The sequence below is a fragment of the Polaromonas sp. genome (genome assembly GCF_031411155.1).
In the GTDB taxonomy this organism is placed as follows: domain Bacteria; phylum Pseudomonadota; class Gammaproteobacteria; order Burkholderiales; family Burkholderiaceae_C; genus Polaromonas.
This window is the reverse complement of sequence record NZ_JANOAL010000263.1, coordinates 26,541-49,505: the sequence shown is the minus strand read 5'-3', so window position 1 is coordinate 49,505 and position 22,965 is coordinate 26,541. Positions and strand designations below refer to the sequence as shown.

Annotated in this window: 22 protein-coding genes and 1 tRNA gene; 19 read left to right on the top strand and 4 right to left on the bottom strand. The window is 63.8% G+C overall.

The window, feature by feature from the left end; all coding sequences use genetic code 11:
- Nucleotides 1-39 precede the first annotated feature (39 nt).
- The 13 genes from RMO23_RS15830 to RMO23_RS15770 all read left to right on the top strand — a co-directional run bounded on the left by RMO23_RS15830 (nucleotide 40) and on the right by RMO23_RS15770 (nucleotide 14,178).
- Nucleotides 40-627: a DUF3305 domain-containing protein gene (locus tag RMO23_RS15830; protein WP_309683544.1), complete on the top strand. Its 588-nt coding sequence runs from the start codon at nucleotides 40-42 to the stop codon at nucleotides 625-627.
- A complete protein-coding gene (locus RMO23_RS15825; RefSeq protein WP_309683542.1) occupies nucleotides 620-1,276 on the top strand; it encodes a DUF3306 domain-containing protein in 657 nt (218 codons plus the stop codon). Before RMO23_RS15830 ends, RMO23_RS15825 begins: the two co-directional genes overlap by 8 nt.
- Nucleotides 1,203-3,344 carry a 4Fe-4S binding protein gene (locus RMO23_RS15820; protein WP_309683540.1) on the top strand — a complete coding sequence of 714 codons (2,142 nt, stop codon included), beginning with the start codon at nucleotides 1,203-1,205 and terminating at the stop codon, nucleotides 3,342-3,344. Before RMO23_RS15825 ends, RMO23_RS15820 begins: the two co-directional genes overlap by 74 nt.
- Before the next feature lie 24 nt (nucleotides 3,345-3,368).
- Nucleotides 3,369-3,986 (top strand): molecular chaperone TorD family protein, encoded by a 618-nt coding sequence (locus tag RMO23_RS15815; RefSeq protein WP_309683538.1) that lies wholly within the window; start codon nucleotides 3,369-3,371, stop codon nucleotides 3,984-3,986.
- Between the two features lie 224 nt (nucleotides 3,987-4,210).
- Nucleotides 4,211-4,417, top strand: coding sequence for a formate dehydrogenase (locus tag RMO23_RS15810; RefSeq protein ID WP_309683580.1), 207 nt, complete (start codon nucleotides 4,211-4,213; stop codon nucleotides 4,415-4,417).
- 32 nt (nucleotides 4,418-4,449) lie between these two features.
- A complete protein-coding gene (locus RMO23_RS15805) occupies nucleotides 4,450-7,425 on the top strand; it encodes a formate dehydrogenase subunit alpha (RefSeq protein ID WP_309683536.1) in 2,976 nt (991 codons plus the stop codon).
- A 148-nt stretch (nucleotides 7,426-7,573) separates the two neighbouring features.
- On the top strand, nucleotides 7,574-8,194 hold the full coding sequence (gene fdh3B / locus RMO23_RS15800) for a formate dehydrogenase FDH3 subunit beta (protein ID WP_309683535.1): 621 nt from the start codon (nucleotides 7,574-7,576) through the stop codon (nucleotides 8,192-8,194).
- On the top strand, nucleotides 8,191-8,421 hold the full coding sequence (locus RMO23_RS15795; protein WP_309683533.1) for a hypothetical protein: 231 nt from the start codon (nucleotides 8,191-8,193) through the stop codon (nucleotides 8,419-8,421). Before fdh3B ends, RMO23_RS15795 begins: the two co-directional genes overlap by 4 nt.
- 24 nt (nucleotides 8,422-8,445) lie before the next feature.
- Entirely contained in the window at nucleotides 8,446-9,666 is a 1,221-nt protein-coding gene (locus tag RMO23_RS15790; RefSeq protein WP_309683530.1) for a formate dehydrogenase subunit gamma, read from the top strand.
- Between the two features lie 14 nt (nucleotides 9,667-9,680).
- Nucleotides 9,681-10,067, top strand: a complete 387-nt coding sequence (locus RMO23_RS15785; RefSeq protein WP_309683528.1) for a hypothetical protein — start codon at nucleotides 9,681-9,683, stop codon at nucleotides 10,065-10,067.
- A 70-nt stretch (nucleotides 10,068-10,137) separates the two neighbouring features.
- Nucleotides 10,138-11,109 (top strand): formate dehydrogenase accessory sulfurtransferase FdhD, encoded by a 972-nt coding sequence (locus tag RMO23_RS15780; RefSeq protein ID WP_309683526.1) that lies wholly within the window; start codon nucleotides 10,138-10,140, stop codon nucleotides 11,107-11,109.
- 54 nt (nucleotides 11,110-11,163) lie between these two features.
- The gene (locus RMO23_RS15775) at nucleotides 11,164-13,722 is read left to right on the top strand and encodes an FtsX-like permease family protein (RefSeq protein ID WP_309683524.1); all 2,559 of its coding nucleotides are present in this window, start codon (nucleotides 11,164-11,166) and stop codon (nucleotides 13,720-13,722) included.
- 24 nt (nucleotides 13,723-13,746) lie between these two features.
- The gene (locus RMO23_RS15770) at nucleotides 13,747-14,178 is read left to right on the top strand and encodes a group II truncated hemoglobin (protein WP_309683519.1); all 432 of its coding nucleotides are present in this window, start codon (nucleotides 13,747-13,749) and stop codon (nucleotides 14,176-14,178) included.
- Between the two features lie 34 nt (nucleotides 14,179-14,212).
- Here the strand turns inward: RMO23_RS15770 and ltnD are convergent, their stop codons facing one another.
- The 3 genes from ltnD to radC form a co-directional block, all read right to left on the bottom strand.
- Entirely contained in the window at nucleotides 14,213-15,157 is a 945-nt protein-coding gene (gene ltnD, locus RMO23_RS15765; protein WP_309683516.1) for an L-threonate dehydrogenase, read from the bottom strand.
- Nucleotides 15,158-15,293: 136 nt separating this feature from the next.
- On the bottom strand, nucleotides 15,294-15,950 hold the full coding sequence (locus RMO23_RS15760) for a Smr/MutS family protein (RefSeq protein ID WP_309683514.1): 657 nt from the start codon (nucleotides 15,948-15,950) through the stop codon (nucleotides 15,294-15,296).
- Between the two features lie 9 nt (nucleotides 15,951-15,959).
- On the bottom strand, nucleotides 15,960-16,634 hold the full coding sequence (radC, locus tag RMO23_RS15755) for a DNA repair protein RadC (RefSeq protein ID WP_309683511.1): 675 nt from the start codon (nucleotides 16,632-16,634) through the stop codon (nucleotides 15,960-15,962).
- Between the two features lie 156 nt (nucleotides 16,635-16,790).
- On the opposite strand from radC, the gene RMO23_RS15750 reads away from it, so the two are divergent.
- From RMO23_RS15750 to RMO23_RS15725, 6 genes are all read left to right on the top strand, one after another.
- Entirely contained in the window at nucleotides 16,791-17,264 is a 474-nt protein-coding gene (locus RMO23_RS15750) for an FKBP-type peptidyl-prolyl cis-trans isomerase (protein WP_309683509.1), read from the top strand.
- Nucleotides 17,261-18,340, top strand: a complete 1,080-nt coding sequence (gene ispH / locus RMO23_RS15745) for a 4-hydroxy-3-methylbut-2-enyl diphosphate reductase (RefSeq protein WP_309683506.1) — start codon at nucleotides 17,261-17,263, stop codon at nucleotides 18,338-18,340. The genes RMO23_RS15750 and ispH overlap by 4 nt, the downstream gene beginning before the upstream one ends.
- Nucleotides 18,341-18,349: 9 nt before the next feature.
- On the top strand, nucleotides 18,350-19,291 hold the full coding sequence (locus tag RMO23_RS15740) for a threonine/serine dehydratase (RefSeq protein ID WP_309683503.1): 942 nt from the start codon (nucleotides 18,350-18,352) through the stop codon (nucleotides 19,289-19,291).
- 24 nt (nucleotides 19,292-19,315) lie between these two features.
- Nucleotides 19,316-20,644 carry a serine--tRNA ligase gene (serS, locus tag RMO23_RS15735; RefSeq protein ID WP_309683501.1) on the top strand — a complete coding sequence of 443 codons (1,329 nt, stop codon included), beginning with the start codon at nucleotides 19,316-19,318 and terminating at the stop codon, nucleotides 20,642-20,644.
- 17 nt (nucleotides 20,645-20,661) lie between these two features.
- Nucleotides 20,662-20,749, top strand: a tRNA-Ser gene (locus tag RMO23_RS15730).
- A gap of 110 nt (nucleotides 20,750-20,859) precedes the next feature.
- Entirely contained in the window at nucleotides 20,860-22,239 is a 1,380-nt protein-coding gene (locus RMO23_RS15725; RefSeq protein WP_309683498.1) for a HAMP domain-containing sensor histidine kinase, read from the top strand.
- An 11-nt stretch (nucleotides 22,240-22,250) separates the two neighbouring features.
- Here RMO23_RS15725 and RMO23_RS15720 read toward each other — a convergent pair whose 3' ends face one another.
- Nucleotides 22,251-22,835 carry a response regulator transcription factor gene (locus RMO23_RS15720; protein ID WP_309683495.1) on the bottom strand — a complete coding sequence of 195 codons (585 nt, stop codon included), beginning with the start codon at nucleotides 22,833-22,835 and terminating at the stop codon, nucleotides 22,251-22,253.
- Nucleotides 22,836-22,965: the final 130 nt, after the last annotated feature.

The window sequence follows — 22,965 nt, the reverse complement described above, 5'->3', positions numbered from 1 at the left end:
CAGCGATCAGGGTCATGACGGCAGCCTTACACTGCGCTCATGGCCGATTTCCTGATTCATCCCGCCGCGGACGAGGGCGCGACGCGCCGGCCCTTTGTCGAAGTGGCGGTGGTGATGCGGCGTGTGCGCATTGACAACCGCTGGCAGCCCTGGCGCTGGGTGCTGGCCGATGTCGTGCCGCATGAGGAAAGCTTTGGTACGCAGCCGCGCCTGCTGCTCAAGGATGAGCGAGAGGAGCGCTGGCTGCATCCGGGCTTCAGGGTCGAGCTGTTTTTGGGAGATGCCGAAGGCTATTACCTCAATGTCACGACGCAGCTGCCGTGCTTCTGGGTGGTCTGGCGCATCGAAGAGGAAGCCGTGCTGGCGGATGAGCCGATAGCCGTACCGCAAACCGTCACCCTGAGCTACCACGACGCCGGACGCTGGCTCGATGCGCAGGAAACGGTGGAACAGGTGCCGGCACCCCCCGATGTGGTGCAGTGGCTGCAGCAGTTTGTGGACCAGAACTACGTGCTGGAGGCCAAGCGGCGCCAACGCCCGCAGAGTTTCAAGCCCCTGCAGGACCGTTTCGGCAACCCGGCACGGGTGAGCACCGAAAAGAAGTTTGGCGGGCCCGACCATGGCTGAAGACAACGCCGGGTTTCTGGGCCGCTGGGCGCGCCGCAAGCACGATGCGCTGCAGGGCAAGCCGCTGCCGGTGGCTACGCCCTTGCCCTCTGGCCCCGTGGCGCCGCAAAGCCCGCCCGGCGTGGCGCAGGCCCCCGAGCCGCCCGAAAAATTGCTGACCCTGGACGATGTCAAACAGCTGACCCGGGACTCCGACTTCAAGCCCTTCATGGCCGGCAACGTCGGGCCCGAGGTGCGCAACGCGGCGATGAAAAAACTCTTTGCCGATCCGCACTTCAACGTGATGGATGGCCTGGACATCTACATCGACGACTATTCGAAGTCCGACCCCATCCCCGAGTCGATGCTGCGGCAAATGGCCAGCGCCAAGTTCCTCAAGCTGTTCGATGACGAGGAAGAGGCCGAAAAGCAGGCGCTGGCGGACGCTTCAACGCGGGAAAGTGCGAATAACCCCACCGATGAAACCGTGGCACAGTCTTGTGAACATCCGGACATGGTCCGTCCCGACATTCCAGACTCCACCCAACCTGTGTCAGCGCCTCCAGCCGTTGACGCCGGCGTCAGCCCACAAAACCATGCCCACACTGATTTGCGACTGCAACCAGACCATGCCCCTTCAGCCCCGGGCGCTGGGCGCGGTACTGCATGAAGACCTGAAGCTGCATTCGGCATTGTGCCGGCGTGAGGCCGGCGCCTTTCAAAACGCGCTTCAGTCAGGCGACGATGTGGTGCTGGCCTGCACCCAGGAAAAACGCCTTTTTGCCGAGCTGGGGGAACAGGCCGGGCGGGCCACCTCGGTGATCCGCTTTGTCAACATTCGGGAAACCGGCGGCTGGAGCAAGGACGCTGCCAGCGCGATGCCCAAAGTTGCGGCACTGCTGGCGGCTGCGCACTTGCCAGACCCCGAGCCGGTCGCCACGGTGAGCTACCAGAGCAGCGGCCGGCTGTTGATTGTTGGCCCGCTCGATCAGGCCGAACAGGTCGCCGCCATGCTGGCCGATGCGCTGGACGTGACGATTTTTTCGCAGGGTGTGTCGTCTGGTGCAGAGTCGGTTGCACCGGCGCAGGCGCGCAACTACCCGGTCATCAGCGGCAGTGCGTTGCGGCTGACCGGCTGGCTGGGCGCGTTCGAGCTTCAATGGGACAAGAGCAACCCGATTGACCTGGACCTGTGCACCCGCTGCAATGCCTGTGTTGCCGTCTGCCCCGAACAGGCAATTGATCTTGGCTACCAAATTGATAGCGACAAGTGCAAGTCACACCGGGACTGCGTGGTAGTTTGCCAGGTAGCAGGCGCGATTGACTTCAGCCGGACGGCTCAAACCGCTAGCGAGGGTTTTGATCTGGTGCTCGATCTGGGAGCCACGCCACTGGTGACGCTGCATGCGCCGCCCCAGGGTTACTTCGCATTGAATGCTTCGGCGGGCCTGGAATCCAAGGGTTTGCTGGCCACCGTCGTCAAGCTGCGCGGCCTCGTGGGTGAGTTTGAAAAGCCCAAGTTCTTTGACTACAAGCAAAAAATTTGTGCGCACAGCCGCAACGAGACCGTCGGTTGCAATGCCTGCGTGGAGATCTGCTCGGCCGAGGCGATCAGCAGCGAGAAAGACCGTAACCAGATCAAGGTCAACCCCCATCTGTGCATAGGCTGCGGGGCCTGCACCACGGTCTGCCCGACGGGTGCGCTGACCTACGCCTACCCGCGCGCCAGCGAGCAGGGCGTGCGCCTCAAGACCCTGCTTTCCACCTACGGCAAGGCGGGCGGCACCCACCCGGTGCTGCTGCTGCACAGCCAGGGCAATGGCCAGGCGGCGATTGAAGCGCTGGGCCGCGCCGCCCAGCTGCAAAAGGCCATTAGGGGTGTACCTGCCAACGTGATACCGCTCGCGCTGTGGCACACCGCCAGTGTGGGGCTGGATGTCTGGCTCAGCGCCATCGCCCTGGGCGCAACCCAGGTGGCGGTGCTGGTCACCGACGAGGAAGCCCCCGCCTACCTGGACGGCCTGGCAGAACAGATGCGGGTGGCCGCGGCCATCATGAATGGCCTGGGTTATGCGGGCGTTCACTTCCATCTGCTGCGCGCGCAGATGGGCGCCGCCGCCCAGGCCGTCGCCAGCCTGGATGCCGGCCTGCAAGCCCTGGCGAAGGCCCGGCCCATGGTGCCCGCCAGCCCGGCCCGTTTTGCGGTGGCGCAGGAAAAGCGCAGCACGCTGGACCTGGCGCTGGACCACCTGATGGCGGCAGCGCCCGCTGCCTTGCCCGAGGCGATTGAACTGCCTGGTCAAGGCTCGCCGTTCGGCAGCCTGAGCGTCAATGCCAATAGCTGTACCCTGTGCCTGAGCTGCGTCAGCGCCTGCCCGGCCAGCGCGCTGCAAGACAACCCGGACCGCCCGCAGCTCAAGTTCATCGAGAAAAACTGCGTGCAGTGCGGCCTGTGCGCCACGACCTGTCCTGAGGACGCCATCGCCCTCGTGCCGCGCCTGCTGCTCACGCCGCAGCGCAAGCAAGCGCGTGTGCTCAATGAAAGCCAGCCCTACCAGTGCATACGCTGCGGCAAGCCTTTCGGCACGCTCAAGGCGATTGAATCCATGCTGGGCAAGCTGGCCGGGCACGCCATGTTTCAGGGTGCGGCGGCAGACCGCCTGAAAATGTGCAGCGACTGCCGGGTGATTGACATCTACTCGGCGGACAACGAACTCAAGATCACCGATATCCGCTAAACCCGACCCGCCGGTAAACCAAGCATGATGCAAGCCCAACTCGTATCTTCCCTACTGGACGAAGAAACCGCGCGAGCGGAAGTCTATGGTTTGCTGGCGGCGCTTTACTACGCAGCGCCGGGTGCCGGGCTGCATGACAAGATGCGCCTTGCCGTCACCGAAGCACCGGCTGCTGGCGCGGTGCTGGAGGCGTCCTGGGGTGAGCTGGTGGCCGCCGCGCGGGCGTATACCCTGGCCGACATCAGCCTGGAGTTCGATACCCTTTTTGGTGGCGTGGGCAAACCCGAGGTGTATTTGTTTGGATCACACTATCTGAGCGGCTTTCTCAACGAAAAGCCGCTGGCCGCCCTGCGCGCCGATATTGCGGCACTGGGGCTGGCGCGGGACGACGCCATGCCGGAAACCGAAGACCATGTGGCCTACCTGTGCGAGGTCATGCGCTACCTGATTGCCGGCGACGATGTGGAAGTGGCCAACCTGACGCGCCAGCGCGAGTTTTTTGCGCAGCATGTGCAGCCCTGGTTTTCCCCGATGTGCGAGGCGATCGTGCAGCATCCCAAGGCCGGGTTTTATCGCGCCCTGGCGGCCTTCACCCAGGCCTTCATCAGTGTCGAGGCGCAAGGCTTCGACATGCTGACCTGAACCGCGCGGCAGCGTTTTGTGCAGCCGGAATGGGTCGCCAGTCGAGGTCTGTAGCAGCCTGGGTCGACTCTTTTGCGAGCATCAACAATAAGATTGCCTATCGTTTTCCCTAGGGTTCGCGGATACCTGGGTAATCACCCTTTCGAACCATTGTGGTGCAGGGCGCTCAGGCGTAAAGTATGCAAAGAGTTACATATCCTTGCCAGGATTTCTGGGAGAAAGACATGCAGGAAAGCCAGCCAAAACCCTCTCGCAGAGGTTTCTTTCTGGGTGCCGTTGCCACGGGCGGGGCCGTCGCGGCCATAGCAACTTTGCCCGGCGTGCCCGCGCCAGAAGCCGCGCTCCAGGAGCCCAAGCCTGCGCCTGAAAAAGGCGGTGGTTACAGCCTGTCAGAGCATGTCAAGCGCTACTACAAAACCACCCGCGTCTGATTCCTCCTGGTTTCATTTTCACGGAGAGCCCCATGCTGCTCACGAAAAAATCTCATGACCTTTCTGGTGATCCGGCGCATCGCGCTGGCTCAGCGCGTTTTGTCCAGAGCCTCTCGCGGGGCCTGGCCAACGCCCTGCCGACCATGGACCGCCGCGCCTTCCTGCGGCGCTCGGGTCTGGGGGTGGGGGTAGGCCTGGCCGCGACCCAGTTGGCGCTGGTCAAGAAGGCAGGTGCCGCCACGGGGGCCGCCTCTGACGGCAGCGGAAAAATTGTGGTCAAACGCACGGTGTGTACCCACTGCTCGGTCGGCTGCGCGGTTGATGCCGTGGTTGAAAACGGCGTGTGGGTGCGCCAGGAGCCGGTGTTTGACTCGCCCATCAACCTGGGCGCGCATTGCGCCAAAGGTGCCGCCCTGCGCGAGCACGGCCACGGTGAATACCGGCTGCGCTACCCCATGAAGCTGGTGGGCGGCAAGTATGAGCGCATCAGCTGGGACACCGCGCTCAATGAAATCACGGCCCGCATGCTGGAGCTGCGCAAGGCCAGCGGTCCCGATTCGGTGTATGTGGTGGGTTCGTCCAAGCACAACAACGAGCAGTCTTATTTGCTGCGCAAGTGGATGAGCCTGTGGGGCAGCAACAATTGCGACCACCAGGCGCGCATCTGCCATTCCACCACGGTGGCCGGTGTCGCCAACACCTGGGGTTATGGCGCCATGACCAATTCGTACAACGACATGCAAAACAGCAGGTGTGCCCTGTACATTGGCTCCAACGCCGCAGAGGCGCACCCGGTCAGCATGCTGCACATGCTGCACGCCAAGGAAACCGGCTGCAAGATGATCGTGGTCGACCCGCGCTTTACCCGCACGGCAGCCAAGGCAGACGAATACATACGCCTGCGCTCGGGATCTGACATCCCTTTCCTGTTTGGCATGCTGTACCACATCTTCAAAAATGGCTGGGAAGATACCAAGTACATCAATGATCGTGTCTATGGCATGGACAAGGTCAAGGAGGAAGTGCTGGCCAAATGGACGCCCGACAAGGTTGAGGAAGCCTGCGGCGTACCCGAATCGCGCGTCTACATGGCGGCGGAAATGATGGCGAAAAACCGGCCTTCAACCATCGTCTGGTGCATGGGCCAGACCCAGCACACCATTGGCAACGCCATTGTTCGCGCATCCTGTATCTTGCAACTGGTGCTCGGCAATGTCGGGGTTTCTGGCGGCGGCACCAACATTTTCCGCGGCCACGACAACGTGCAGGGGGCCACCGACGTGGGGCCCAACCCGGACTCATTGCCTGGCTATTACGGATTGGCGGAGGGGTCCTGGAAGCACTTCGCCAAGGCCTGGGGCGTGGACTTTGACTGGATCAAGGGGCGCTACGCCTCGGCCGCCATGATGGGCAAGCCCGGCATCACCGTTTCGCGCTGGATCGACGGCGTGATGGAAAAAAACGAATTCATTGACCAGGACTCCAACCTGCGCGCCGTCTTTTTCTGGGGCCATGCGCCCAATTCCCAGACCCGCGGTCTGGAGATGAAACGCGCGATGGACAAGCTGGACTTGCTGGTGGTGGTGGACCCTTACCCGTCGGCCACAGCGGCCATGGCCGCCATGCCCGGCAAGGCTGAAGACCTCAATCCCAACCGTGCGGTGTACCTGTTGCCGGCGGCCACCCAGTTTGAAACCAGCGGGTCGGTGACGGCCTCGAATCGTTCCCTGCAGTGGCGCGAAAAAGTGATCGAACCTTTGTGGGAAAGCCGCAGCGACCACATGATCATGCACCAGTTTGCCGAGAAGCTGGGCTTTGCCAAGGAGCTGTCGAGGAACTTCAAGATGCAAAAGGTCAGGGGCATGGACGAGCCCGTGCCCGAGGACATCCTGCGTGAAATCAACAAGACCTGCTGGACCATCGGTTACACCGGCCAGAGCCCGGAGCGCCTGAAAGCGCACATGCGCAACATGCACCTGTTTGACGTCAAGACGCTCAAGTCCAGGGGCGGCATAGACAAGGAGACGGGTTACGACACGGCGGGTGACTATTTTGGCCTGCCCTGGCCATGCTACGGCACGCCCGAACTCAAGCATCCCGGCTCACCCAATCTCTACGACACGTCAAAGCATGTCATGGAAGGGGGCGGTAACTTCCGCGCTAATTTCGGGGTCGAGCGTGAGGGCAAGAATTTGCTTGCCGAAGACGGCTCTCACTCGAAAGGCGCCGACATCCAGACCGGTTACCCGGAGTTTGACCATCTGCTGGTGAAAAAGTTGGGCTGGTGGGATGAACTCACGGAGGCCGAAAAAACTGCCGCCGAAGGCAAGAACTGGAAGACCGATTCTTCGGGCGGCATTATCCGCGTGGTCATGAAAAACCATGGTTGCCACCCGTTTGGCAACGCCAAGGCCCGCGCCGTGGTCTGGAATTTCCCGGATGCCATTCCGCAACACCGCGAGCCGCTGTATGGCAACCGTGCGGACCTGCAGGCCAAGTACCCCACCCACGATGACAAAAAAGCCTTCTGGCGCCTGCCCACGCTGTACAAAACCATTCAGCAGAAAAACATGGCCGACAAGGTGCATGAAAAGTTTCCACTGGTCATGACCTCGGGCCGCCTGGTCGAGTACGAGGGCGGCGGTGAAGAGACCCGGTCCAACCCCTGGCTGGCCGAGTTGCAGCAGGAGATGTTCATCGAGATCAACCCGAAAATAGCGGCTGACCGGGGCATCCGCAATGGCGAGCGCGCCTGGGTCAGCACCCCGACCGGCGCCCGCCTGAATGTGCAGGCGCTGGTGACCGAGCGGGTCGGCCCTGACACCGTGTTCATGCCGTTCCACTTCTCGGGACGCTGGCAAGGCGCGGACATGCTGGCGTATTACCCGAGCGGGGCCGCGCCAATTGTGCGCGGCGAGGCCATCAACACCGCCACGACCTATGGCTACGACAGCGTAACGATGATGCAGGAAACCAAGACGACGGTCTGCAACGTCGAACGAGCATGACCCCCACGCTTGCCACTTCGTGTGCTGCGCTGCCCCCCGAGGGGGCCGTTGCGCCTGCGGCCCGGCAGAGCCGGATCCGCGGCCCTGGCTGGTGCGGAAATGCTCCCACCCTCTACACCTTTTTTATGACGACTGTTCAGGAGTCACCATGGCACGCATGAAATTTGTTTGTGACGCCGAGCGCTGCATCGAATGCAACGGCTGTGTGACGGCCTGCAAAAATGAAAACGAAGTCCCGTGGGGCGTCAACCGCCGCCGCGTGGTCACGCTCAACGACGGTGTTCCCGGGGAAAAATCCATTTCAGTCGCGTGCATGCACTGCAGCGACGCGCCCTGCATGGCGGTGTGCCCGGTCAACTGCTTTTACCGCACCGATGAGGGCGTGGTGCTGCATGACAAGGATGTCTGCATTGGCTGCGGCTACTGCTCTTATGCCTGCCCGTTTGGCGCGCCGCAGTTTCCCGCTTCTGGCACCTTCGGGGTGCGCGGCAAGATGGACAAGTGCACCTTTTGCGCCGGTGGCCCGGAAGCCAATGGCAGCCAGGCTGAATTCGAAAAGTATGGCCGCAACCGGCTGGCCGAAGGCAAGCTGCCCGCCTGCGCCGAGATGTGCTCGACCAAGGCCTTGCTGGCGGGTGACGGCGATGTGGTGGCCGACATCTTCCGCAACCGGGTGGTGCAGCGCGGCAAGGGCGCCGAGGTCTGGGGCTGGGGTACCGCCTACGGCGCCAAACAGGCCGGCCAGCCGCCGCAGGGAGCCAAATCATGATGCGGGTTTTCATGGTCGCCATGGCGATGCTGGGCCTTGCGGCCTGCTCCGAAAAGCCGCAAACCCTGGGCGGCGTGAAAAATGACGTGGCGGCTTATCAGGGGGCTGGCAACCCGTTTGTGGCGTCTGGCTGGAAGGCCGGCGACAAGGCCAGCTGGGAGCAGGGACTCAAAGCCCGCGCGCAAAACACCCAGAACGAATATGTCAAGTTGACCACCTCAAAATAAGTGACCGGAGGTCTTATGGTTCATATGCAACGTGCGCGAGTTGCTATACTTTTTATAGCAATTGGCGTGGCCGGAGTTGCCGCAGCACAGACCTCCGCGCCTCAGGCCGCCCAGGCGTCGGGCCTGGTCACCCCAGCGGTGGTACCCGCCGTGCCGGCTCCCCCCGGTGCCGCAACGGGCGGCATTCGGGGCCAGGATATTTTTGACGTGGTGCCCGAGGCCAGTGCCGACCCCAACTATGCCAAACAGACCAACGCTGAGCGCGCCAAAGTCCAGCCCGGAAACAACGCCCCCATGTGGCGCCAGGTGGGTGCGGGTATCACGGGCTACAGCAGCCTGCCCAAAAGCCAGGCGCCCGAGGCCGGCAACCTGATACAGCCATTTGTGCAATACCCCGGCTCGCGCCTGACCAATGCCGGCGAAGCCTGGCGCCAGGTGCGCAATAACTGGATCATTCCCTACGGCGGCTCGCTGTTTTTGATTGTGCTGCTGGCGATTGCGATTTTTTATTTCAGCCGAGGCACGATCAAGACCCACGGCGCTGACACCGGCCGCAAGATTGAGCGTTTTACCCCGTTTGAACGCGCGGCGCACTGGTCCAACGCGGCGGCGTTTTCCATTCTGGCTATTTCCGGGCTGGTCATGGCGTTTGGCAAGTTTTTCCTGCAGCCGGTCATTGGTGGCGCCCTGTTTGGCTGGCTGACCTGGGTGCTCAAGACCGCCCACAATTTTGCCGGCCCGCTGTTTGCCGTGTCGCTGGTGATCGTGTTTTTTACCTTCTTGCGCGACAACTGGCCGCAAAAGGGTGACATGAACTGGCTGCTCAGGGGCGGCGGCCTGATTTCTGACGCGGAACCGCCTTCAAACCGTTTCAACGCCGGTGAGAAACTGATTTTCTGGGGCGGTGTTTTCTTTCTGGGCATGGTGGTGGTGTCCTCGGGGTTGGTGCTGGACAAACTGCTGCCCGGTCTGGTCTATGAGCGCTCCACCATGCAGATTGCACACATGGTGCATGCGGTGGCGACCGTGCTCATGATGTGCCTGTTTCTCGGTCATATTTATATCGGCACTATTGGCATGGAGGGCGCCTACAAGGCCATGAAGACTGGCTATGTCGATGAAACCTGGGCCCGGGAGCACCATGAATACTGGTTTGACGATGTCAAGGCCGGCGCTATCGCGGCCCAGCGCAGCCAGCCTGCGGCCTCTAGCCAAACCGGCCAGACCGTGCAAGCCTCAAGTTAAAGAGCGAGAGCCCCATGAAAAAACTTTTGATTGCAAGCCTGCTGGTCAGCGCCTCAAGCATGACGCTTGCCAAACTGCCGGCGCTGAGCGACGACGCCAAGGCCAAAGCCGCCGAGGCGGCCGCCAAGACCGCCTGGACCGGCAAGGTCGAGGCCTACCAGTTGTGCACGGTGCAGGACAAGGTGGCGGCCGGTTATTTTCAGTCCAGTAAGGCCGCTGGCAAGGAAACCAAACCCGCAGCCGCAACGCCCGCATGTACCGACCCCGGCGCGTTTGTCTACACGCCGCCGGATGCCAAACCGCTAGAGGCGGCTGGTGCGCATTCGCCAGCCGCCACGGCAACCAGCCCGCCCAGCGGCAAGCAGCCCGATGCGGTCGTCAACCCGGCCAAGAAGTCCTGAAACACCTTGTCCACCCAAGGTAAAAGGCCGGGCCGCAAGGTCTCGGCTTTTTTTGCGCTAGGCTACGTCAATGCCATTGCCCTTCGTACCCTACCTTAGCCAGGCCCAGGCGCCGTTAACCTGCGAAGTGGACGCCGTCAACGAATACGGCGAGCGCTACAAAATTCCCATTCCCGCCGAGCGCGCACTGACCGTGTATGTGGACAAACGCGAACTGGTCACACTCATGACCCTGGGTGCCCATCCCGAACTGCTGGTGCTTGGCTACCTGCGCAACCAGCGGCTGGTCGGGGAGGTCGCGGACATTGAGTCGATCACGGTCGATTGGGACGTGGGCGCTGCCGCTGTCAAAACCCGCCACGGCATTGAAGACATTGAAGAAAAAACCGCCAGGCGCGTGGTCACCACCGGCTGCGGCCAGGGCAGTGTGTTTGGCGGGCTGATGGACGAAGTGGACCAGATTGCCTTGCCTGACAGTGCCCACATCACGCAAAGCCAGTTGTATGCACTGGTCAACACCATCCGCCTGAAAGAGACGACCTACAAGTCCGCCGGGTCGGTTCACGCCTGTGCCTTGTTCACGACGGCATCAGACGAACCCGAAATGCTGCTGTTTGTGGAAGATGTGGGCCGGCACAACGCCATCGATACGATTGCCGGCTGGATGTGGATGCAAAAAAATAGGGCCCCCGCGCTCGGCACTGACGTGTCCTCGCAGCCCCCCGAGGCTAATTTTCCTGGGGGCGGCCCGTCGGAAAATTGTGCTTCTGTGTTTTTTGCCAAATCTGACGGACTTGTGTTCTACACCACCGGCCGCCTGACCAGCGAAATGGTCATCAAGTCGGCCCAGATGGGGGTGCCGATTGTGGTCTCGCGCAGCGGCATCACGCAGATGGGGCACCAGGTGGCGCAGAAGGTGGGGCTGTGCGCGATTGGCCGTGCCACCAACAAGCGCTTTGTCTGCTTTGCCAGCCCGCAGCGCCTGCGGCTGGAGCCCGGGCTGGTGCTGCGGCCGGAGGCGGCTGCGTCCCCTGTTGGTTAGGCCGCCCAGCCCCCACGCCCGCTCTGGCTACCGGTTCTGCGCTAAGGTAGCGGCATGAACACCTTATTTCTCAAGCTCGGCTGGCGCACCCTGCGGCGTGATCTGCGGGCGGGCGAGCTGCGTTTGCTGATGGTGGCCGTCACGCTGGCGGTTGCGGCCTTGACGGCGGTCGGTTTTTTTGCAGACCGGCTCAAGGGCGGACTCGAGCGCGATGCGCTGCAACTGCTGGGCGGTGATGCGGTGGTCAGAAGCGACGGCGTCACCCCGGCCGCTTTCATTGCCAAGGCCCAGGCGCTGGGTTTGCAGGCGGTGTCCACCGTGAGCTTTCCGACCATGGGCCGCGCCACCGACGCGGACGGCGGCGGCGCCAAGCTGGTGGCGTTCAAGGCGGTGCCGGCGGGCTACCCGCTGCGCGGCAACATGAAGGTGGCCGACAGCCCGGATGGCGCCGGCCAGCAAACCCGCGACATTCCGGCGCCCGGCACGGCCTGGGCCGACGCGTCGCTGCTCGACGCCTTGGGCCTGAAGGTCGGCCAGACCTTGCTGCTGGGCGATGCCAGCTTCAAGCTGACCCGCATCATCGTGCAGGAGCCGGACCGCGGCGCGGGCTTCATCAGCTTTTCGCCGCGGGTCATGGTCAACCAGGCCGATGTGGCCGCCACCGGCCTGATTCAGCCGGCCAGCCGCACCAGCTACCGCTTTGCCGTGGCCGGCGACGACAAGGCGGTCAAGGCCTATGTGAAATGGGCCACCGACACGATCAAAAAGCCCGGCGCCGAGTCCGGTATTCGCGGTGTGCGGCTGGAGTCGCTCGAAAGCGGCAGCCCCGAGATGCGCCAGACGCTGGACCGCGCCGAGAAATTCCTGAATCTGGTGGCCTTGCTGGCGGCCCTGCTCAGCGCCGTTGCGGTGGCGATTGTTGCGCGTGGTTTTGCCGCCAAGCACCTGGACGACTGCGCCATGCTGCGCGTGCTGGGCCAGCCGCAGCGCACCATTGCGCTGGCCTACAGCGTTGAATTCGTGCTGGCCGGGCTGGTGGCCAGTGCGCTCGGCGTGGCGCTGGGTTTTGCGGTGCATTACGGCTTTGTGCTGCTGCTGGCCGGGCTGGTCGAGACCGCCTTGCCCGCCGCCACGCTGTGGCCGGTGCTGTTCGGCATGGGCATGGGCCTGACCTTGCTGCTGGCCTTTGGCCTGCCGCCGGTGCTGCAGCTGGCCCAGGTACCGCCGCTGCGGGTGATACGCCGTGACGTCGGCAACCTCAAGCCCGTCTCGCTGGCGGTGCTGGGCGTGGGCATGGCCGGTTTTGCCGCCTTGCTGCTGGCCGCCAGCAGCGACCTGAAACTGGGCCTGATCGCGGTCGGCGGCTTTGCCGGTGCCGTGCTGGTGTTTGCGGCGGCCAGCTTTGCCGCCGTCAAGCTGCTGCGCGCCAGCGTCAACGAAACCTCCGCGCCGCGCTGGCTGGTGCTGGCCACGCGCCAGCTGTCGGCGCGCCCGGTGTATGCGGTGGTGCAGACCAGCGCACTGGCGGTCGGGCTGCTGGCGCTGATGCTGCTGGTGCTGCTGCGCACCGACCTGATCAGCAGCTGGCGCAATGCCACGCCACCCGATGCGCCCAACCGCTTTGTCATCAATGTGCAGCCCGAGCAGGGCCAGGCGTTTCAGCAGGCGCTGCGCGATGGCGGGGTGAAAAAATATGACTGGTACCCGATGATTCGGGGTCGTCTCGTGGCCGTCAATGGCCAGGCCGTCACACCCGATGACTTCGAGGACGACCGCGCCAAACGCCTGGTGGACCGCGAATTCAACCTCTCCAACAATACCGAGCAGCCCGGCCACAACCAGATCGTGGCCGGGCGCTGGACGGCCGGGGAAAAAGACGCGGTCAGCGTGGAGGAAGGCCTGGCCAGGACGCTGGGCCTCAAGCTCGGCGACAGCCTGCGCTTTGACATTGCCGGCCAGCTCAGCGAGGCCAGAATCACCAGCCTGCGCAAGGTCGACTGGGGCTCCATGCGCGTCAATTTTTTTGTCATGTACCCGGTGGCGCAGCTCGCCGATGTGCCCGTCACCTATATCAGCGCCTTCCGCGCGCCGGATGCCCCGGTAGCCGTGGCCGGGCAGGCCCGACCCGCCAGCTTTGACAACGCGCTGGTCAAGGCCTTTCCCAACATCACCAACGTCGACATGAGCAGCACCCTGGGCCAGGTGCAGCGTGTGCTGGACCAGGTGATTCGGGCGGTGGAGTTCCTGTTTGGCTTCACGCTGGCGGCCGGCCTGGTGGTGCTGTTTGCAGCCATCACCGCCACGCGCGAAGAGCGCGCGCGGGAATTTGCCATCATGCGCGCGGTGGGTGCACGCGCCTCACTGCTGCGGCAGGTGCAGCGGGCCGAACTGGCGGGCGTGGGTCTGCTGGCCGGCTTTCTCGCCTCCATCGTCTCGCTGGCGGTGGGTTGGGGACTGGCGCGCTATGTGTTTGATTTCAGCTGGACCGGCTCCTGGACCGTGCCGCTGCTGGGCAGCCTGGCCGGCGCCGTGCTGGCGCTGGCGGCGGGCTGGTGGGGGCTGCGTTCCGTGCTCAATACGCCCGTGGTTGAAACCCTGCGCAAGGCGCAATAAGTGGGCCCTTTAAATGAGTCTCTCATGCAAATCGAAGAAAAGCCTTCCGGCAAGCCGCCGTTTGAAACCCCGTTCGCCTGGATAGGCGGCGAAGAGCGCGTCAAGGCGCTGGTGGAGCGCTTTTACGACCTGATGGACCTGGAGCCCGGCTACAGCGCGTTGCGCGCCGCGCATGGCAGCACGCTGGACAACGCGCGGCAGCGCCTGTTCTGGTTTTTATGCGGCTGGCTGGGCGGGCCGCAGCATTACACCGACCGCTTTGGCCACCCGAAATTGCGTATGCGCCACCTGCCGCAGCAAACCGGCGGCGGATCGATAGGCATTGCCGAGCGCGACCAGTGGCTCGCTTGCATGGACCAGGCCATGCACGAGACCGGCGTCGACGAGGCGCTGCGCACCCGGCTCAATGCCTCGTTTTTCCAGACCGCCGACTGGATGCGCAACCGCGGCGAGTGAATGCCGTCGGCCACGCGAAAGGCATGCTTGCCCCTCAGGCCCCAGCCCCCTTCGGCAACTCAATCCCCGGAAAAATCTTGATCACCGCGCTGTCGTCTTCGCGCGCGTAGCCGGCGCTCGACGCCTGCATGAACATCTGGTGGGCGGTGGATGACAGGGGTAGCGGGAACTTGCTGGCGCGGGCCATGTCGAGTACCAGGCCCAGGTCCTTGACGAAAATATCGACCGCCGACAGCGGCGTGTAGTCGGCGGCCAGCACGTGGGCCATGCGGTTTTCGAACATCCAGCTGTTGCCGGCGCTGTGGGTGATGACGTCGTACAGCGCGGCGGGGTCCACGCCTTCGCGCAGGCCGAGGGCCATCGCTTCGGCCGCGGCGGCGATGTGCACGCCGGCCAGCAGCTGGTTGATGATCTTGACCTTGCTGCCGGCACCCGCGCTGTCGCCCAGCCGGTAGACCTTGGCCGCCATCGCGTTCAGCAGCGGTTCGGCCTTGGCATACGCAGCCGGGGTGCCGGCGCTCATCATCGTCATCTCGCCGCTCGCAGCCTTGGCGGCGCCGCCGGAAATCGGCGCGTCGATGTACAAAATGCCCAGCGCGGCCAGGCGCTTTTCGAGCGCAATCGACCAGTTCGGGTCCACCGTCGAGCACATCACGAACACGCTGCCGGGCTTCATCGCGGCGGCGCAACCGCTGCTGCTTTCCTTGCTATCGGCGCAACCGGCGGCAGCTTCATTCGCATCGGAGCCGAACAGCACCGCCTCGGTCTGCGCGGCATTGACGACGACCGAGATCACCACCTCGCAGGCGGCGCCCAGTTGCGCCAGCGAGTCGCAGGCCACGCCGCCGTCCTGCACGAACGCCCGCGCCACGTCGGCGCGCACGTCATACACCTGCACCTTGTGCCCGGCGCGGCGCAGCGATGTCGCCATGCCACTGCCCATCGCCCCCAGGCCGATCAGTCCCACGTTTTGTATCATGTGCTCACCTTTGTTTTGTGCTTGCCAAATCCGGATTTCAGGAAGAAATTACTATGAAATAGGCCGTTAGCCCAGGTAAATAGTGCGCATACAGCTATTAAAAACATAGCAGACGATTTTTCTGAAAACCCGCAACTCAGCCCTGCGCCAGCAACACCACCAGCGCGCCGGCGCCGCCCTCGGCCGGCCGGGCCTGCACAAAGGCCAGTACTTCCTGCTTCTGGATCAGCCAGCTTTGCACCTTGCCCTTGAGTACCGGCGTCTTGCCGGGCGAACCCAGCCCCTTGCCATGCACCACCCGTACGCAACGCCAGCTGACCTTTTGCGCGTCACGCACGAACTGGGCCAGCGCCTCTCGGGCGTCGCCCTGGCGCAGGCCGTGCAGGTCGAGCTGGCCCTGAATGCTCCAGCCGCCCCGGCGCAGCTTGCGCGCCACGTCGGGGCCTATGCCGGGCCGCCGGTAGCTCAGGCTGTCGTCGGTGTCCAGCAGGGTGTCCACATCAAATTCATCGGACAGGGCTTCGCGCATCACGGCCTGCTCGTCGCGCTGCATTTGCACGGCGATGGGCGGCGCCTGCACCACGGGCAGCTGCGCCCGGTGGCCGGGCCGGTGTTTGGCGGGCAGGGCCTTGACGGGGCCGACCGCGCGCGAGAACAGCTCTTTCTCGGCCCTGGCTTTGGCCGCAGCGGCGCGCCGCGCCGCTTCCAGCTCGGCGGCCAGGCGGGCGCGGGTTTCGATGTCCTGCCTGACCGCCTTGAGGTCTTTCAGGTCTTTGATGCCGGTCTGTCGCATGACCCGACCTTACAGCAGTCCCAGCTCGGCCATCGAAACGGCCTGGGTGCTGGTGACCACGAAATGGTCAAGCACGCGCACATCGACCAGCGCCAGCGCGGCCTTCAGGGTTTGCGTCAGCGCTTCGTCGGCACGGGAGGGCTGGGCCGTGCCGCTTGGGTGGTTGTGCGCCAGCACCACGCTGGCGGCATTCAGCGCCAGCGCCCTGACGACGACTTCGCGCGGGTACACGCTGGTCTGCGTCAGGGTGCCGCGAAACAGCTCCTCCATCGCAATCAGGCGGTGCTGGCTGTCCAGAAACAGCACCGCAAAGATCTCGTGCGGTCGGCTGCCCAGCTGCAGCTGCAGGTAGTCGCGCACCGCCTGCGGCGTGGCAAACAGGGTTTTTTCCTTCAGCTCTTCGGCCAGCGCCCGCCGCGCCAGCTCCAGCACGGCCACAATTTCAGCGCGTTTGGCCGGCCCCAGGCCCTTGATGCTTTTGAGGGCCTCAGGCCCGGTGTGCAGCAGCCCGGCCACGCCGCCGAAGGTGGCCAGCAGTTCCTGGCCCATCTGCAGCGCATTCTTGCCGGGCAGGCCGGTGCGCAGCAGCAGCGCCAGCAGCTCGGCATCGCTGAGCGCGCCGGGGCCGCGGGCCAGCAGTTTCTCGCGCGGTCGGGCGTCGGCGGGCAGGTCTTTGAGGAGCATGGTTGGAAGGGGTTGCTGGCGGGGCAATAAAAGAAGGGGCAATAAAGGGGCAATAAAGGGCAAAAAACCTGCGGCGGGGCGGGTCAGCCGGGTTTTCTACAATAGGGGCAGTTTACAAACACCCGTCAGCCACCGCGGCTGGCCTCTGAGAGTCTTATGACCGCCGTGCCCACCGCCCCCCCTCCACTCGTCCAGCCGGGCTCCTTCCTGACCCTGCATTACCGCATGGCCGGACCCGATGGCGCCGACATCATCAATACCTTTGGCGGCAAGCCGGCCACGCTGAGCTTGGGCACGGGCGAGTTGTCGCCGGCGCTTGAGCAGCGGCTGCTGGGCCTGCCCGAAGGCACGCGCAGCACCTTTGAGCTGGCGGCCGGCGAGGCCTTTGGCGAGCGCAACCCGGAGCTGCTGCAGTGGGTGGCGCGCAAGCTGCTCAACGAGCTGGGCGACCCAGGCGAGCAGTACCAGGTCGGCGATGTGGTGCAGTTCCCCACGCCCGACGGCCTGGGCCAGTACGCCGGCGCGGTGCAGCAGGTGAAAGATGCTGGCGAGGCCGTGCAGTTTGATTTCAACCACCCGCTGGCCGGCCAGCCGGTGCTGTTTGAAGTTCATGTGATTGGAGTGCTATGACCCCCACGCTTGTCGCTTCGCGTACTGCGCTGCCCCCCGAGGGGGCTGTTCCGCCTAAGGGCGGCCTGTCGGCGGAACTCTCCCCTGATCAGTTGCCTCAGGAAATCCTCCTTGCTGAGCCGCGTGGTTTTTGCGCGGGTGTTGATCGCGCCATCGAAATCGTCGAGCGGGCGCTGGCCAAGTTTGGCGCGCCGATTTATGTGCGCCATGAAATCGTGCACAACACCTATGTGGTCAACGACCTCAAAACCAAGGGCGCGATCTTTATCGAAGAACTGAGCGACGTGCCGCCCGGCGCCACGCTGGTCTTCAGCGCCCACGGCGTGAGCCAGGCGATCCAGAAGGAAGCGCGGGCGCGCGGCTTCCAGATTTTTGACGCCACCTGTCCGCTGGTGACCAAGGTGCATGTCGAAGTCGCCAAGCTGCACAAGGAGGGTTACGAGTTCATCATGATCGGCCACAAGGGCCACCCCGAGGTCGAAGGCACCATGGGCCAGCTCGACAGCGGCATTCATCTGGTCGAAGACGTGGCCGATGTGGCGCGTATTTCACCGGCGCAAACCGAGCGGCTGGCGGTGGTGACGCAGACCACGCTGAGCGTGGACGACGCCGCCGAGATTAGCGCCGCCGTGAAGGCGCGCTTTCCGCAGGTGCGCGAGCCCAAGCAGCAAGACATCTGCTATGCCACGCAAAACCGGCAGGATGCGGTCAAGGTGCTGAGCCCGCAGGTCGATATTTTAATTGTGGTCGGCAGCCCGACCAGCTCCAACAGCAACCGCCTGCGCGAACTGGCGACCCGGCTCGGCACCGAAGCCTATATGGTCGACGATGCCAGCGAGCTGCGGGAGTCGTGGTTCGAAGGCAAGGGCCGGGTTGGCCTGACGGCCGGTGCGTCCGCGCCCGAGATCCTGGTCAAGCAGGTGATTGACCGCATCAAGGCGCTGGGCGCGGTGTCGGTGCGCAAGATGGACGGGATTGAGGAGACCATCAAGTTCCCGCTGCCCAAGGGCCTCAAAGTCGATGCCCAGGGCCACACGCTGGAAGTTGAAGACAGCCAGCTGCACAACCTGGGCTGACCGGCGGCCATGACGATCCGCTATCAAATTGAGAGCTGCTACCGTACGTTCTATAAGGACTACAGCCACTTTATTCGCAAAACACCGCTGTGCAAGCTGCCCGGCAAGGCGCTTGGCTTGGACTGCGCTGAGGTCTGGCTCAAGCTCGAACAGTTGCAGACCGGCGGCAGCTTCAAGGCGCGCGGCATGCTCAATCGCCTGTTGTCCAACCCCATCCCGCCCAGCGGCGTGATTGTGGCTTCGGGCGGCAACGCCGGCATCGCCACGGCCGCCGCCGCCAGCGCGCTGGGCGTGCGCTGCGAGGTGTTTGTGCCCGAGGTCTGCCCGCCCGCCAAGCGCGCCCGGCTCGCGGCCCTGGGTGCCGAGGTGGTGGTGACCGGTGCCGCCTATGCCGACGCGCTGCAGGCCTGCCTGGCGCGCCAGCAGCAGAGCGGCGCGCTGATGACGCATGCCTATGACCAGCCTGAAGTGCTGGTGGGCGCGGGCACGCTGGCGCTGGAGCTCGAGGAGCAGGGCGGCCTGCCCGACTCGGTGCTGGTCAGCGTCGGTGGTGGCGGCCTGATTGGCGGTGTGGCGAACTGGTTCGAGGCGCGTAGCCGCGTCGTGGCGCTGGAACCCGAACTGGCGCCGACGCTGTTCAAGGCCAGAGAAGCCGGCCGGCCGGTCGATGTGGCCGTCAGCGGCATCGCCGCCGATTCGCTGGGCGCAAAACGCATTGGCAGCCTGGGCTGGCAGGCGACGCAGGCCCATGTGCGCGATGCGCTGCTGCTGACGGATGCCTCGATTCGCGCGGCGCAGCGGTGGCTCTGGAAAGAACTCAAGCTGGCGGTGGAACCGGCCGCCGCCTTGCCGCTGGCTGCGCTGCACAGCGGCCGCTACACACCGCGCGCCGGCGAAAAGGTCTGCCTGATCATTTGCGGCGCCAACCTGGACCCGGCCACCCTGGCCTGAGGCCCCACAAAATACAATTGCCCCATGCTAGACATCAACCTGCTCCGCAAAGACCTGCCCTCGGCCATCGCCCGGCTTGAAACCCGAAAAAACCCGCAGGCCTTTCTCAATGTGCCCGCGTTCCAGGCCCTCGAAGCCGAGCGCAAGAGCCTGCAGATCCGCACCGAAGAGCTGCAAAACCAGCGCAACACCCTGTCCAAACAGATTGGCCAGCTCAAGGCGAAAGGCGAGGACGCCAGCGCCGTGATGGCACAGGTCAGCGCCTCCAAGGCCGAACTGGAGGCCTCCAGCATCCGGCTCGAGCAGATTCAGGCCGAGATGCAGGCGCTGCTGCTGGCCGTGCCCAATCTGCCGCACGACAGCGTGCCGCCGGGCACGGGCGAGGCCGGCAATCTCGAGGTGCGCAAATGGAGCCCGGTCGAAGGCCCGGGTGGCTCGCCGCCGGCCTATTCGTTCGAGGTCAAGGACCACGTCGACGTGGGCCAGCCGCTGGGGCTGGACTTTGAACTCGGCACCAAGCTCACCGGCTCGCGCTTTACCGTCATGAAAGGCCCGCTGGCGCGCCTGCACCGGGCGCTGGCGCAGTTCATGCTCGACGTGCAGACGGCGGAGCACGGCTACACCGAATGTTACGTGCCCTACATCGTCAACGGCGATTCACTGCGCGGCACCGGCCAGTTGCCCAAGTTCGAGGAAGACCTGTTTGCCGCCAGAAAGGGCGGCCAGGAAGGCGAGGCGGAAAACGCCGCGCTGTACCTGATCCCGACCTCCGAAGTGCCGCTGACCAACTTCATGCGCGACGAGATCGTGGCCGAATCGCAGCTGCCGCTGATGTTCACCGCCCACACGCCGTGCTTTCGTTCCGAGGCCGGCAGCTATGGCCGCGACACGCGCGGCATGATCCGCCAGCACCAGTTCGACAAGGTCGAGATGGTGCAGATCGTGCATCCCGAGAAAAGTTATGAAGCGCTGGAAGCCATGACCGGCCACGCCGAGGCGATTTTGCAAAAGCTGGGCCTGCCGTACCGCGTCATGCTGCTGTGCACCGGCGACATGGGCTTTGGCGCCAGCAAGACCTATGACCTCGAGGTCTGGCTGCCGGCGCAAAACACCTACCGCGAGATCAGCTCGGTCTCCAACTGCGAAGCCTTCCAGGCGCGCCGCCTGCAGGCCCGCTTCAAGAACGCCCAGGGCAAGAACGAATTCGTTCACACCCTCAACGGTTCCGGCCTGGCGGTGGGCCGCACCTTGGTGGCGGTGCTGGAGAACTATCAGCGCGCCGACGGCAGCGTGGACGTGCCCGCCGTGCTGCAGCCCTACATGGGCGGCATCACCCGGCTTTCGGCCTGCTAGAATGCGAGAGCTACACAGGAGAGGTGGCAGAGTGGCCGAATGTACCTGACTCGAAATCAGGCGTACCGCAAGGTACCGTGGGTTCGAATCCCACCCTCTCCGCCACTGACAACGGTCTGGTGCTATTAATTCAATAGCGCCAGACCGTTTTTTTTTGGTCTGGTGCTGGCGTTTTTGCCTATTCAAATCCGCTGTCCCGAGGCTAAACTCCCCCCATGAATCTCACCGCCCCCAACCCGCCTGGCCAGGACCTGTGCCGCGCCGCGCGCGATGACTGGGTGGAAATGCAGATGATGCAGACCTTTATGCGTTATGCGCAGCCCGCGCTGCACACGGCGTTGCTGATGGTGGCCATCATGTGGGCGATCCTGCACGAGCAGGCCAACAGCACCGGGCTGTGGGTCTGGACGGTGGCTGTCACCACCATCGTGCTGGTGCGTTACCGTGTCATCAGCCTTTATCAGCGAACCCTGAGCGGCGTGAGCGGCGCCCGCTTGCAGGCTTTCATGGCGCGCTGTCACGGGCTCTGGACTCTGAGCGCAATGGTCTGGGGCGCCTCGATGTTCCTGTTTTTCCTGAAAGTGGCGGTTTACGACCAGTTTTTGTGCCTGCTGATCCTGATCGGCATCAACAGCTTTGCGGTCGGTACCTTGTCGTCTTACCTGCGGGGTTTCTACGGTTTTGTCGATGGGCTGGGCGTCATGGTTCTGCTGTCGCTGGGCTACCAGATGATGATTGAGGACGGCCTGCCGGTCAGCTTCAACGCCGCGGCCATGCTGATGCTGGTGTTGCTGTACTGGGGGGCGATTCGAATGTCGGGGCGACGCGTGCATGAAATGCAGCGTGCCAATCTGGGGTTACAGTTTGACAACGCCGCCCTGATCGCCTCGCTGACCGAGAAGAGTCGTGCGGCGCTGGAAGCGGTCGAGGTCAAGAACCGCTTTATCGCCAGCGCGGCCCATGACTTGCGCCAGCCGGTGCTGGCGCTCGATCTGTATGCGGGCTGGCTGGCCGCCGAGCCCGAATATGTGAGCCAGATCGCGCCAAAAATCGTCCAGTCCAGCAAAGCGGTGCATGAACTGTTCAACTCGCTTTTTGACCTCGCAGGCCTTCAGACCGACCCCCTGAAGGCCAACCTGCAGGAGCTTGACCTGGCCGGGTTCATCCAGGACCTGCAGGTGCAATACGCGCCTTTTGCCCAGGAGCAGGGCCTGCGGCTTAGAACCCGCGCCGGCCAGACCCTGGTGTGGTCGGACCCGGTGCTGCTCAGGCGGCTGGTGGGCAACCTGCTGTCCAACGCCCTGAAAAACACCTTCCAGGGGGGAGTGCTGATGGCGCTGCGGCGCAGGCGTGGCGCCTGGTGCATCGAAGTGTGGGACACCGGCATCGGCATTGCCGAGGAACACCAGCAGGCGATTTTCCAGGAGTTTTACCGCGTCCCCAGAGGCGGCACCGAGCAGGGCTTCGGCCTGGGTCTGGCCATCGTATCGCGTATCAGCCAGGCACTGGGGCACCCGGTGGGCATGGCCTCCAAGGCCGGGCGGGGCAGTGTGTTCTGGGTTGAACTGTCAGGGGCCAAACCGGCGGCGGCCTGAAGCACCGTCGATCAGAGCAGGCCCTGGGTGCGGGCGAGGTGGCTGGCCTGCGAGCGGCTTTTGACATTGAGGCGCCGGAACAGGCGCCACAAATGCACCTTGACGGTGTGCTCGCTGATTTGCAGTTCTTCGGCGATGTCACGGTTGCTCATGCCCTTGTCGAGCATGACCAGCAACTGCTTTTGGCGCTTGGAGAGTTTTTCTGCGGGCGGCGCGGATGCCGGGTCCAGTTCCTTGTTCAGAAAGACGCGCAGCACATTGCTGATTTCGGTGGCGCCCGCCGATTTCTGAATATAGGCGTCGGCGCCGGCTTCAATCGAAAGCTCTTCATAGTCCTGTGCCGGCGCGGCCGACAGCACGACCAGCGGCACCTCGGGAAACTGTTGTTTGAGTTCGCGAACCCCCGACACACCATTGGTGTCAGGAAGCTTCAGGTCCAGGCAGATCAGTTCGGGCATGCCGTGCTGCGCGACCGCGGGCACCACGGCGGCCAGCCGGTCCAGTTCGGTCACGGTGACCTTGCTGTTCAGGCGCCGGATCAGCATGACAATCGCCTCCCGCATCAAGGGATGGTCATCGACTACAAAAATACTCATTAGTTTAGGCGTGAAGCAAAATTTCCGTCAGCAATGAGCATAACGGCTGAAAGTCTATTTTTGACCAAAAATAAATAAGAAGTTCGGGCAATTGTTCCGGTTTTCTGGGGGCCAAAACAACCGGCTAAAG